General features: G+C 71.6%; 7 protein-coding genes. 3 read left to right on the forward strand and 4 right to left on the reverse strand.

The window, feature by feature from the left end; all coding sequences use genetic code 11:
• Positions 1–403 precede the first annotated feature (403 nt).
• Complete coding sequence (locus tag ACPYN5_RS14575; protein ID WP_424449709.1) at positions 404–1,882, forward strand: sugar transferase; 1,479 nt, start codon at positions 404–406, stop codon at positions 1,880–1,882.
• Positions 1,882–3,198 (forward strand): glycosyltransferase family 4 protein, encoded by a 1,317-nt coding sequence (locus ACPYN5_RS14580; RefSeq protein ID WP_424449710.1) that lies wholly within the window; start codon positions 1,882–1,884, stop codon positions 3,196–3,198. Before ACPYN5_RS14575 ends, ACPYN5_RS14580 begins: the two co-directional genes overlap by 1 nt.
• A gap of 425 nt (positions 3,199–3,623) precedes the next feature.
• Here ACPYN5_RS14580 and ACPYN5_RS14585 read toward each other — a convergent pair whose 3' ends face one another.
• On the reverse strand, positions 3,624–9,137 hold the full coding sequence (locus ACPYN5_RS14585) for a LamG-like jellyroll fold domain-containing protein (RefSeq protein WP_424449711.1): 5,514 nt from the start codon (positions 9,135–9,137) through the stop codon (positions 3,624–3,626).
• A 181-nt stretch (positions 9,138–9,318) separates the two neighbouring features.
• Here ACPYN5_RS14585 and ACPYN5_RS14590 point away from each other — a divergent pair, with 181 nt between their 5' ends.
• On the forward strand, positions 9,319–10,029 hold the full coding sequence (locus ACPYN5_RS14590) for a CDP-alcohol phosphatidyltransferase family protein (protein WP_424449712.1): 711 nt from the start codon (positions 9,319–9,321) through the stop codon (positions 10,027–10,029).
• Positions 10,030–10,048: 19 nt separating this feature from the next.
• On the opposite strand, the gene ACPYN5_RS14595 is transcribed toward ACPYN5_RS14590, so the two are convergent.
• From ACPYN5_RS14595 to ACPYN5_RS14605, 3 genes are read right to left on the reverse strand one after another with little or no spacing between them, the layout of a single operon-like run.
• The gene (locus ACPYN5_RS14595) at positions 10,049–10,816 is read right to left on the reverse strand and encodes an SGNH/GDSL hydrolase family protein (RefSeq protein ID WP_424449713.1); all 768 of its coding nucleotides are present in this window, start codon (positions 10,814–10,816) and stop codon (positions 10,049–10,051) included.
• Positions 10,813–11,517 (reverse strand): acyltransferase, encoded by a 705-nt coding sequence (locus tag ACPYN5_RS14600; protein ID WP_424449714.1) that lies wholly within the window; start codon positions 11,515–11,517, stop codon positions 10,813–10,815. Before ACPYN5_RS14600 ends, ACPYN5_RS14595 begins: the two co-directional genes overlap by 4 nt.
• Positions 11,510–12,733, reverse strand: coding sequence for a hypothetical protein (locus tag ACPYN5_RS14605; RefSeq protein ID WP_424449715.1), 1,224 nt, complete (start codon positions 12,731–12,733; stop codon positions 11,510–11,512). Before ACPYN5_RS14605 ends, ACPYN5_RS14600 begins: the two co-directional genes overlap by 8 nt.
• Positions 12,734–12,743 lie beyond the last annotated feature (10 nt).

Here is a 12,743-nt window from a genome sequence, read left to right on the forward strand (position 1 = left end):
CGCCCCCAAAACGCTCGTGACCCGCCCGTCGGTCCCACCCGACGAGCGCATTCCCCAAATCCCGGCATAGAGCCGGTGCGTCAGACAGTACACCGAGCGCGTCCGCTTTCGGTAGTCGGCGTGTCGCGCATGTGTCGCGGGCGCGCGCCGACATGATGCGCGGCACGCAGTGGCACTTCCCCTACGCCCCCGACATGGTGTACAAATCGAGGGCGGGCCGTTGTGGGAACGGCCACGGAGCAATCCGACGCACTCGGTCGTGAGCCTGGGAACTCACGTCCGATCTGAGCGACTTCGTCGCGATGTTCCATTGGGGGGAGCACATCATGCGCGTCAGCCATGCGGTCGTGCGCGTCAGCCATGCGGTCGTGCGCGTCACGGCACACGATCACGGATCGAACCGATGACCGCCGTCGATGATCGGGCGGAGATCGGCTCGGAAGAGATCCGCGATCCGGCGGTCTCGCCTCGCCGCCGACCGAGCCTCGAGCTGCGGAGGCAGCGCGAGCGACGATATGCCCGCCGCCTGCGGGTGACCGACACGCTCGTCGCCGGCGCTGCGGTCTGCGGTGCCGGTGTCGTGTCCGTACGGTTCGGCACGCCACCCTCGGTCGCCGCCGCGATCGCGACCGCGACCCTGATCGTCTGGCTGCTCGGACTCGCGCTGTTCGGATCCCGCGAGCCCCGCGTCATGGGGGCGGGCTCGAGCGAGTACAAACGCGTCGCCAACGCGACGGGTGTCGCCTTCGGCATCCTGGCGGTGGGGTTCGAGGTCGCGCAGTGGGACGGCCTGCGTATGCAGATGATCGTCGCCCTGCCTGCCGGGCTCCTGGCCCTGCTGATCGCCCGCTGGAGGTGGCGCGCGTGGCTGCGGATGCGGCGGCGCCTGGGCGAGTACGCGTCGCCGACGCTGATCGCCGGCAGGCGTCGCGACGTCGACTACGTCACGCGCCAGCTCGCGCTCGCCGACAACGGCTACGCCGTGATCGCGCTCGCGCTCACCGATGCTGAGGCCGGCGGCGACCCGCGCCGCGTGTACGCCGTGCGCACTGCAGCTGACATAGCCGAGGTGGCGCGGGCGGTGGGTGCCGACACCATCGTCGTCGCGAGCATCCCCGACGATGATCCCGACTTCTCGCGATCGCTGGCGTGGCAGCTGGAGGGCACCGCCGCCGAGCTCATCATGTCGAGCAGACTCGCCGATGTCGCCGGTCCTCGCATCAGCCTCAGCCCGATCGAAGGGCTCCCGCTCATCCACGTGAAGATCCCGGTGTTCGAAGGGGCCGCTCACACTCTCAAGCGGCTGCTCGACCTCATCGTCAGCGCCGTCGCGTGCACCGCCGTGGCTCTGGCGACCCCGCTGATCGCCGTGGCGATCAAGCTCGACTCTCCCGGCCCGGTGTTCTTCCGCCAGCGCCGCGTGGGCCGCGACGGGCGAGAGTTCACGATGCTGAAGTTCCGCTCGATGACCGACACAGCCGAGCAGGAACTCGCTGAGCTGCTGCCCGCCAACGACGGCGCCGGACCGCTGTTCAAACTGCGCTCCGACCCGCGCGTGACGCGCGTCGGGCGCGTGCTGCGCCGCTACTCGCTCGATGAGCTGCCGCAGTTCTTCAACGTCCTCCGCGGCGACATGAGCATCTCGGGCCCGCGCCCGCCCCTGCCCTCGGAGGTCCGCAACTACCAGGGCCGCGTCTTCCGCCGGCTCTACATCAAACCGGGGATCACGGGCCTCTGGCAGGTGAGCGGACGCAGCGACCTGTCGTGGGAGGACAGCGTCGCCCTCGACCTGCGTTACGTCGAGAACTGGTCCGTGACCCTCGACCTCATGATCATGTGGCGCACCGTCAAGGTGATGCTCCGACCCGTGGGAGCCTACTGATGAGCACGCAGCAATCCTCGACGCCCGCTTCGGTCCTGTTCGTGGGCATCAACTACGCCCCTGAGCCGACCGGAGTCAGCCCCTACACGACGGGTATGGCCGAGGGCCTGGCACGCGAGGGCTGGGATGTCCGCGTCATCACCTCGTACCCGCACTATCCGTGGTGGCGAACGCCCGAGGAGTATCGCGATCTCCCCGCGCGGGCAGCCGTCGCAGGAGTCGATGTCCGGCGCCTCCGGCACTACGTGCCCCGCGTCCCGAGCACGCTCAAGCGGGCGGCGTTCGAGATCTCCTTCGGCCTGCGAGCCGTGACGTGCCGGTGGGATGACCCCGCCGTCGTCGTCGTCGTCTCCCCCGCACTTCTCGCGTCGCGCCTGGTCGCCCTGCGGGCTCGGATGCGCCGCATCCCGGTCGTCACGTGGGTGCAGGACATCTACGCCCTCGGTGTGCAGGAAGCGGGCTCGGGAACGGGCGCGGGGGCGATCGGCGCCGTCGAGGCGAGCCTGCTGGCCGCTTCGGAACGGGTCGTCGTCATCCACCGCCGGTTCCGGAGCGCACTCGAGGAGCGCTTGGGCGTCTCGCGTCCGATCGACGTCGTGCGCAACTGGTCGCACGTGCCCGAGCCGGACGTGCGGGATGCTGCCGAGACGCGGCGACGCATGGGCTGGCGCGACGACGAGATCATCGTGCTGCACACCGGCGCGATGGGCGCGAAGCAGGGCCTGGAGAACGTCGTCGATGCCGCCGTCGTGGCACGGGAGCGAGGATCGCGTGTGCGCTTCGTGCTCGTCGGCGATGGCGGGCAGCGATCGGCGCTGGAGCAGCTGCCCGGCGCGGATGCCGTCTCGTTCGTCGACCCGCTGCCCGAGGGCGAGTTCCTGCAGGTGCTCGCGGCCGCCGACGTGCTGCTCGTCAACGAACGACCGGGCCTGACCGAGATGTCCGTGCCGAGCAAGCTCACGTCGTACTTCGCGGCCGGGAAGCCGGTCCTGGCCGCCGTCGACGCGTCGAGCACGACCTACGCCGAGATGGAGGCAGCCGGAGCCGGCCCTGTCGTCCCGGCCGCCGCACCGGACGCGCTGGTCTCGGCGGCCGAAGAGCTCGCCGCCGACCCGGAGCGGGCGGCGCAGTACGGCACGGCGGCGCAGAGCTACCGGCGTCGCATCCTCACCGAGGAAGCCGCCGTGGGCGGCTTCGCACGCGCCCTCGCCGCCGCGATCGCGAGCGGACACCACGACGCCACCAGCGGCGCAGCCCGGCCCGGCCGCCCGACGGAGGTCGCGTCGGCCACGACCGCGCAACGCGCACCCTCGTGATCGGACAACGACGTTCGCTCACCACCCGGCGGGGGTCGCGTCTGCGGCCCCCGTTTCGGCGTGCTGCCCGGCGCGTGGGCGGCCTCGTTCGTGCGCGCTCGTTCGGCCGGGCTCGTTCGTGCGCGCTCGTTGGTGTCAGACAACGAGCGCGGAAGTGGGCGGTCGCCTGTTGTCCGTCTCGTGATTCATCTCGGCGCTCGGCGTCTTCGCCCTGATCATCGCGATCGGGTGGTCGAGTGGCTGTAAGAGACCGACGACCTCGAGCGCTCGCGGGCTGACACGGACGAGTCTGCACGCCCGGTGGACGCGGAACACCGTGCGGTGATGCGCGCGCCCACCGGCAGGGTCGCCGAGCACCACGGAGGCCCGGATGACGTTCGGGTCGTCAGCCGGGCCTCAGGTGCGGCGTAGGCCGCCCCCGCCGCTCAGGGCAGGGTGTAGGTGAGCGTGAGGCTGGGCCGCTGGCTCGCCGAGGTCGCCTCGCGGGAGAAGACCCGTAGGTTGTCGGCCGAGGCGGTCGAGAGCCGCAGCGTCACGCTCTGTCCCAGGAGCGGCGTCAACTGATCGGTCGCGAGCGGGACGGAATAGGCGGTGTTGGTCGCGGTCGCACCCGACAGGGCCCCGATGGCGCCGGACCCACGGACGGTCGTGGGCCGGTTGTTCCAGGTGAGTGTGGCCTCATCCCACACCCCGTCCATGACATGGATGTCGTGAGCCCCCGCGCTTCCCGCAGACGGGTCCGTCGAGGTGCGCAGGGCCAGCGTCGCCGAGACCAGGGTGGCGCCCGGCGGGAGCGCGGGCAGCGAGAGCTCGAGGAAGCTCTGCTGTCCGACGTCGCCGCGTGAGACGAGCTGGTTCGAGGTCGCGTAGTTCTGCGTGGGCGCGTTGGCATAGCCCGCGGCATCCGCATCGACGGCGACCGTCGCCGTCACCGTCTGCACGGGCGCCACGACGGTACCCGAGGCGGACCCCGACGGTGCGCTGGCGTTGCCGGCGGCGTCACGAGCCACGATGCGGTACCAGTAGGTACCCGGCGCCAGCCCGGTGTCGGTGTGGGTGGGCGCGGTGACGGAGGCGACACGCGAGCTCGCGTCGGCGGCGAAGCCTGCGGTCGCTCCCCGGTAGACGTCGTACCCGGACACTCCGACGTCGTCGGTGCTGGCCGGCCACGAGAGCTGAGCGGATCCGCCCGACACCGTCACCGCAGGCGCGGCCGGTGTCGAGGGCGCCGTCGTGTCGGGTGCGGTGACCGTGACCGATGCTTCGCCCGACGCCGGTCCGGCGTTGCCCGCCGCGTCCACGGCGACGATCCGGTACACGTAGGTCCCCGGCTGGAGCGGACCGTCCTGCGCGGTGGTGGCGGTGGCATCGCCGACCTTCGTGGACGCCGAGACGGCGAACCCCGGCACCGTGCTGCGGTGGATGTCGTACCGCACGACACCGCGGTCGTCGGCCGCAGCCGTCCAGGCGAGCCCGACCGTCGAGCCCGTGGCGTTGGCCTGCACTCCCGTCGGCGCGGTGGGCGCCGCCGTGTCGGGCGCCGACAGCGGTGTGAACTCGAGGACGAGGACGGGACGGTAGGTGCTGTTCGACGCCTCGGACGACCACAGCCGGAGGTTGTCGGCGCCGGTGCCCGTCATCCGCAGCGTGGCCTTCTGCCCGAGGAGCGGCCGCAGGGCCCCCGCCGAGAGGTCGACCGCGTACGCGGTGTTCAGGGCCGGAGCCTGCCCGAGACGACCGACTGCCGTGCCCGGCGTCGTCGGACGGGTGCTCCAGGTGACGGTCGATTCGTTCCAGTTGTCGGAGATCACCGCGAAATCGGTGGGCTCGATGCTGGCCGCGGTCGGATCGGTCGATGTCCGCAGCCTCAGCGTGACCCGGGTCAGCGTCGTCCCGCTCGGTGCGGACGGCAGTGCAGCCGAGAGGAGCGACTCGATCTGACTGGTGCCGCCGCGGCTCGAGAGCTGCGTGTTCGCACCGTAGTTGGTGCCCGGCACGCCCTGTACCACCATGGCGTCGTCGGCGATCGGGACCGTGACCTCCACGGGCTCGACCGACTCGATCGTCACGGCGACCGACGCGGCCGCACCGACGTTCCCGGCCGCGTCCACGGCGACGATCTTGTAGTGATAGACACCCGGAGGCAGCCCCGCGTCGTCGTACCGCAGGTCGGTCACCTCACCGACACGGTTCGTCTCGTCGGGGACGAATGCGGCGTCGGAGCCCCGGTGGACACGGTACCCACTGACCCCTCGGTCATCGGAGGCGGCGGTCCAGCGCACCTGCACCGTGCCGTCGACGAGGGCCGCGGTGGCCGAGGCCGGCGCGGTCGGCGGCGTGGTGTCGGGAGCGGCGACGAGGGCCGCGCCCGACGCCGGCGACGCCGGGCTGACGTTGCCCGCCGCATCCGACGCGGTGACCCGGTAGAAGTACGTGCCGGGCGCCGGGAGCGGGTCGGCGAACGCGGTCGTCGCCGTGGTGCCGACGGCGTTTTCGGCCGTGGCCGCGAAGTCGGCGGTCGTGCCGCGGTGGACCGTGTACCCCGTGACGGCGACGTCGTCGGCCACGGCAGCCCACGTCAGCGACACCGCATCGGCGCCCACGGTCGCGGTGGGCGCAGCCGGAGTCTGCGGCGCGGTCGTGTCGCGGACATCGACCTGCACGGCATCCGTCGCCGGAGACACGTTGCCGGCTCCGTCGACCGCGACGACGCGGTAGTACCGCGTACCGGGGACCTGGGCCGCATCGACGAACTCGGTGGTCGCACTCGTGCCGAGACGGGTGTCGTCGCTCGGCGCGAAGTCGGGCGTCGTTCCACGGTAGAGGGTGTACGACACCACCGCGTGGTCGTCCGTCGCGGCCGTCCACGTCAGGTGGACACCGTCGGCGAGCGTCTGCGCGGACAGCCCGGCCGGAGCCGTCGGGGCTGTCGTGTCGGCGACGCCGATCGCGTAGTGCCGCGCCACGGTGGCTGCGTCGAGGGTCGCGGGGTAGATCGCGAACTCGTCGAGTTCACCGTCGAAGTAGAACGACTGCGGCTGGCTGGGCCAACCACCGATGTTGCCGCCGCCGACCCGCCAGTAGCCGTCGCCGGTTTCGGCACCGGTCTGTCCGTTCGCCGCGACCAGCTCGCCGTCGACGTAGAGCTTGCGCCCGGTCTCGTCGATGACGGCGACCGCGTGGTGCCAGCGGTTGTCGTTGTAGGCCTTCGACGACTCGACCGTGGCGGCGTATCCGGGGTACGAACCCCAGACGAGGCGCCCGTCGTTCGTCATGTACAGGTGCTTGTCGTAGTTCCAACCGTTACCGGTCTGGGTGTTCTCGAAGCCGAACAGCTTGCCGCCCGCCGTGGTGTCGGTGCGGAACCAGATCTCACCCGAGGTCGTGCTCGTCGGGGATGTGGGCCGGCTGAGCGCGACCGTGCCCGACTCGTTGCCCGGCAGCTGGATGGACCCGCTGCCCGAGACGGCACCCGAGGGCTGCGTCACGACGCCGGTGTTGTAGGTGCCCGGGTTCGTCTTGAACAGCGACGCGTCGGCGGCGACACCGTCGGTGTCGTCGAAGCGCCAGTAGAGCGCGGGGTCGGAACCGAAGACAGCGGCGCCGTAGGCGTCGGCGGGAGCCGCGTTCAGGTCGAGCGTCCGGCCGGAGGCCTGGTAGTGCGCGGCGACGCGCGAGGCAGGCAGCGCGGTCGGGTACACAGCGACCTCGTCGATGAGCCCGCCGAAGAAGTTGCTCGCGGGCTGGCCGGGCCATCCGCCGAGCTTGTCGCCGCCGACACGCCAGACGCCCCAGTACGGCTGCTGGTTGGTGTTGGCGTTCGACCCGACGCGGAGACCGTCGACGTAGAGCGCCATGCCGCCCGCCCCCTGCGTCGCGACGACGTGGTGCCATTGCCCGTCGTTCAGCGGCTGCGGCGTGGTGACGGTCGAAGCGCCGCCGATCCAGACACCGAAGGTCACGCGGCCGTCGTTCTGCATGTAGACGTGCCGGTCGTACGATCCGCTGAGGTTGGAGGTGTTCGATCCGGTGCGCGGACGGCCGTTGCCGAATCCGGCGATCTTCCCGCCCGAGGTCGTGGTCGTGTTGATCCACGCCTCCACGGTGTAGGTCGAGGGCCCGGGGCGCAGCTGATCGGTGATCGCGTAGTCGTCGGTCCCGTCGAACTGCAGCGAGCCGCCGGCGGCCGGGACGGCCCCGTTGGCCGACACGGTCGCGCCGTCCATGAGGATCGCCGGCACCGCGTCGGTGCGGCTCTGCGCCGCGCCGGAGTCGTGAACCCACGTTCCGTTGGTCGTGCCGGACCACAGACTGGTCGGCCCGTCGGCACGCACCGCGGCCGGGTAGTCGGCCCCGGCCGAGCGAGCTGTCGCGCTGACGGCGGCGGAACGTGCCGAGGTGTTGGTGCCGTCACTCGCGGTGACGCGATACGAGTAGGTCGCCCCAGGGGTGACGTTCGCGTCGACGAAGGTGATCTGCGGACGCTCCCACCACAGCGACCTGCCGGTCCCCGTCCAAATCGGGTCCGTGGCGTTGCCGCGGTACACGCTGTAGGTCAGGTGGCTGTCGTCGGCGTCCACGACGGTGCGGAATCGCACCTGGACCGTGCCGTCGCTGGTCGCCTGCGCGCTCGCCACGGGCGTGGGCGGGGCTCCGGTGTCCTGCGGGCCGAACCGGGTGAGACCCTGCTGCGCCCGTCCGTTGATGGTCGTGAAGTCGCCGCCCGACCACAGGTAGCGCTGTCCGCTGCCGTTGCCGGTGGCCACCGCGAGGGCGCGGGGGCCGATGCCCTCGCCGATGCCGTCGTTACCGAGCGGAAGCCAGCCGAGGACCTCCATCGAGTCGGGGTTCTGCGCCATGAAGTAGCGACGGATGCCGTCGTTGAACGCGTTGATGCCGCTGCAGTCGTGCGCGTGGCTGGCCGAGTAGAGCGTGCCCTGGTACATCACGAGCGACTGGGTCGCTCCCAGACAGGTGTCGCGCCAGACCTGGTCGCCCGTCGCCCACGAGAACGCGGCCTTACCGTCGAAGACCCCGCCGCCGGTGCCCTCGTTGCCGATGTAGAACCGCCCGTCGCCACCGTCGATGATCGTCTTCGTGACCGAGGTGTCGGGGATGAAGCCCGGCGCATAGGTGCGCAGCACGTCGCCGCCGGTGCCGTCGACGATGCTCGCGCCGCTGACGATCGCGATCGAATGCGAGTACTGGCCGTTGATGGAGAAGAGGTCGCCGCCGACGACGACCTTGGCGCCGTCGGGTGAGACGGCGATCGCGCGACCCTCGTTGACCTGCGGCGGCAGGTCGGTACGACCGCGCACGGCATTGGCGGTCCACGGCAGGAGTGCGCCGCTCGTCGCGTCGAACGCCGCGAAGGCCTCGCGGGTCTGACCGCCCACGGTCTTGAAGAGGCCGCCGGCGTACAGCACGTTGCCATGGAGGGCCAGCGCCGTGACGGTCGACCCGGGCAGCGGCGACTTGAACGGCGCCACCGTGCAGGCCTGGACGTCGAGCACCGCGATGCGCGCGACGTTGACGCCGCCGACGGCGGAGAAGTTGCCCGCGATGAACACGCGGGACTGATCGGCGCTGACCGTGATCGCCCGGATCGTCGGCGTGCCGCCGCTCAGCGTGAGGCCGAACTGGCACGCGTCGGGTTCGCCGGTCTCGGCGTCGAGGATGACGAGGGCGCTGCGCGCTCGCACCGCATCGGATCGACCCGCCGGCGGACGGATCTGCGAGAAGGTCCCGCCGGCGACGACCTTGCCCCCGGCCGCACCGAGAGCGTAGATCGTGCCGTTGGTCTGCCAGGTCGGCTGATCTTCCGCAGCGAACGACACCCCCGGCGATAGAGCGGATGCCGGGGCGCTGACGCCCACGACGCCGACGCCGATGATGAGAGCCAGAACGGCAGCGGCGACGGCCGCGATGCGTGTACGCACGAGTGTTCCCCAAGTGTTGCGCGCCCTCGCGAGCGCTTCCCCAAACGCACGGCCCCCGCCGTACGCCCCTCCCCAGGACCGGATCGATGCCCCAGCACCACTCCGGTCTCGTGCATCGTACACTGTGGCTCAGGGGACGCATAGGTCGGATTCCACCGACCGGCACGATTTGGGGGCGATAGTGCGATTCGGCGACGCGTGGAACAGCTTGCGGCGGGCTCAGAAGGGCAAGCGCGGCGTCTCGCTGTACTCGCGCTGGGTGAATCGCCCGATGGGGCGGGTGTTCGCCGCAGGAGCGGCGGCGGCCGGCATCGGGCCGAACGCCGTGACGGCGATCTCCGCGCTCGCGACAGTGGCCGGACTCGTCGTCGTCGCCGCCGTGCCGACGAGCGCGGTCACCGGCGTCATCGCAGCCGCCCTCCTCGTCGTCGGCTTCGCCCTCGACGCGGCCGACGGCCAGGTGGCCCGCCTCACCGGTGCGTCATCGCGCGCGGGCGAATGGCTCGACCATGTCGTGGATGCGGGCAAGATGGTCGGCGTCCACGCGGCCGTGCTCATCGGCTTCACGGCGAATGGCCGGTCCGGAGGAGCCTGGCTGCTTCTTCCCCTCGGGTACGCGCTCGTGGCCGTGATCCTCTTCGCCGGCCTGACCCTGTACTCGCTCCTCGCACCGGCATCGGGGCCGACCCCGCCCCCGTCGACGCTGCGGGCGGTGCTGCTGCTGCCCGCCGACTACGGCATCCTGGCGGTCGCGTTCGTGCTGTGGGGTGCACCCGAGGTCTTCCTCGCGGTCTACGCCGCCCTGCTGCTCGCCACCACCGGCATCACCGCACTGCTGGCGCGCAAGTGGTTCCGATCGCTCGCCGGCGCTTCCGTGCCGGTGCAGAGCTGAGAGCGCGGCGAGCCGGAGATCACCCGAGGGCGGCGATGACCGCTCGCGCGATGGCCTCGTGTCCCGCGTCGTTCGGATGGATGCCGTCGGGAGCGAGCAGGCCGTCGCCGGTCGCCAACGGCTGACCGATGTCGAGCCAGGTGGCCCCGATACGCCGCGCATCGCGCTGGACGACCTCCGACAGCCGTTCCACAGCCTCCGGCGCCCGGTCGTGCCAGAGCACATCCGTGACGTAGATGCGGCTGCCCGGATAGGCCGCCGCGACGGTGTCGAAGAACGCATCGACCTCCGCATCCACGGGTTCGTCGCCGACGTCGTTGCGCCCGCCGGAGACCACGACGATGTCCGGAAGCAGAGACGTCCCTTCCTGCGCCATCTGCCCGAAGGAGGGGCACTCGTCGCGACCGCAGGCCGCCGGGGCGGCATCCCCCGTCACCGTCGACGCGTATCCCGTGCCGCCGCGTGCCAGGTTGCGCACCCGCCACCCCTCCGCTTCGCCTACGAGGCTCGCCCAGCCGAGCGAGTCGTCCGACGCGCCGGTACCGGCCGTGTACGAGTCCCCGAGGAAGACCACGATCGGCGAGGGCGTGTCCTCGGCCGCGGTGCTCGGGCGCAGCGCGAAGCCGCCGGCGAGCAGCCCGCCGATCGCGACCACCGAGAGGGCGACGGCCCACACCGGCATCCCGCCCCAGTCGATCTGCCACCAGTGTCCGCCGCCCGGTCTCCGCGCGGGTCGAGGTGACGGTGCGACGTCGGACATCCGCCGCGAGCGCCTGGCGGAGTTCATCGGGTCTTCACGATCTCGTCGGTCTCGGGGATCCACAGGTCGTGGGTCGAGGTCTCGTGGCGGTCGAACCAGGCTCCCGACACCGCGCCCCGGAGCTTCGCGGGCACCCCCGCCCAGAGACCGGGCTCGGGTACGCCGCGCGCGCGGGTCAGGACCGACCCGGCTCCGAGCACGGAGCGCGGCGGCAGCACGGCGCCGCCGAGGATGAGCACGCGGGTGCCGACGAACGCCCGCTCGCCGATGACGACGGGGAAGGCGGCCTGGGCGTCGCGCTCGAGGTCGACGCTGTGCGACATCACGCGGCTCTGGTGCCCCGCGATCGACGCGAAGGCACCGAGCGTCACCGATCCCGAGCAGTCGAGCTGGTGGCGGCTGGTGATCTTGGCGTGATCCCCCAGGACGAGCGCCCCGCCACCGGGCAGATGCCGGACGAACGAGGGATGGGACGAGATCAGGTTCCAGCGGCCGAGCAGGGTGTCGCGCCCCAGCCGGATCTCACGCATGTTCTTCACGACGTTGGCCGACCCGAACGACGAGCCGGGACCCATCTCGAACGATGCGACCCGCCACACGAGGCTCGCACGAGCCTGTGCGGTGGCGTGGATGCGGTGGCCCGCGCGACGAAGCAGCGCATTCTTCACGGGGCTCGCGGGCAGCAGCCACAGTGCGAGCCTCAGCAGATCACGGATCTTGTCAGGCATCGATCTCCTCCCGGACGACGAGGGTCTTGCTCGATCGGATGGCGCGCGATGCGGCGACCGCCTCGACCGCGCCGCGCGTGAGAAGGCCCGCCACGACGGCCGCCAGCGCGCCGGGCGCACCCCACAGGATCGCCCCGAGGGCGACGAGGGGGACGACGACGACGGTGCTCACGATCGTCGCGTGCGCACCGATGCGCAGGCGCCCCAGCGAGGGCAGCAGCGCCTTGGCCACGAGGGACTCGAAGAAGTTGACCGCGACGAACGACGCCATGAGCACGATGGCCACCGGCACGACCGCGATCTCTCCGCTGCCGAGCCACGCCAGTGCGGGCCCGCCCGCGACCACGACCGCCAGACCCATCACGAGCGACAGCGCGCCGCCGACGAGGAGCGCGCTCCCTGCCCGCGACGCGCTCTCGACGCTGTCGCGACGGGGCACCCAGCCCTGAGCGACGGTGATCACCGGCTGCAAGGCGACGCCGATCTGGCGCTGGAATTTGTCGACGAGGGCGAAGACCGGCTGCGCCGCGGGCGCGACGACGGAGACGACGACCAGCGGCAGCGCGATGTAGATCGCGCTGCCGAGCGCCGACCCCATGCCGTGCCGCTGCTCGGCCAGGATGCGCGACAGCCGCTGGGGCTTCGGCGCGACAGCGCGGTGGCGGCGCGACCTCAGCAGGATCCAGGCGGTCGACCCCAGGAAGGCCGCGACCATCCCGCCGAGCATCCCCGCCAGTCCAGCCGCGGCTCCCCCGCCGGCGAGCATCAGGGCGATCCCGACCACGGTCCCGGCGACGCGCGGCAGCGTCTCGGCGAGCAGGAGCGCGAACGGCGCCCCGCGGCCGACGAAGTACCAGTTGGCCGACACCCCGGCCGCGGCCGCCGTCACGGCGCCGAGGGCGGCGAGCCCCGCCGACTGCGGTGCGAGAGCTGCGGCGGCCAGGCCGCTCGCGAGCGTGATCGGAGCGAAGAGCACGAGCCGGGCACGGACGGATTCGACGTATGCCGTCCGGCGCTGCGGTTCGTCGGCGACCGCGATGCGAGCGGGTCCCGACACCCCCCAGCCGTATCCGATCGCCGCGGCGGCGATGGCGCCCACGGCCTGACCGAGGGCGATCGCCCCCCAGCCACGATCGCCCTCGGCGGAGACCATCACCGGAATGGCTGCCAGCGATGCGACCGCCAGCAGGCCGATGGACAGAGCGAAACCCGACATCCTGCCGAGT

The organism is Microbacterium arborescens (assembly GCF_049707515.1).
Classification (GTDB): Bacteria; Actinomycetota; Actinomycetes; order Actinomycetales; family Microbacteriaceae; genus Microbacterium; species Microbacterium arborescens_B.

What these genes read in the sequence shown, in the direction of transcription:
- ACPYN5_RS14595 (WP_424449713.1), bottom strand. Translation starts at nt 10,816, where the DNA reads ATGAACTCCGCCAGGCGCTCGCGGCGGATGTCCGACGTCGCACCGTCA.
- ACPYN5_RS14605 (WP_424449715.1), bottom strand. Translation starts at nt 12,733, where the DNA reads ATGTCGGGTTTCGCTCTGTCCATCGGCCTGCTGGCGGTCGCATCGCTG.
- ACPYN5_RS14575 (WP_424449709.1), top strand. Translation starts at nt 404, where the DNA reads ATGACCGCCGTCGATGATCGGGCGGAGATCGGCTCGGAAGAGATCCGC.
- ACPYN5_RS14600 (WP_424449714.1), bottom strand. Translation starts at nt 11,517, where the DNA reads ATGCCTGACAAGATCCGTGATCTGCTGAGGCTCGCACTGTGGCTGCTG.
- ACPYN5_RS14580 (WP_424449710.1), top strand. Translation starts at nt 1,882, where the DNA reads ATGAGCACGCAGCAATCCTCGACGCCCGCTTCGGTCCTGTTCGTGGGC.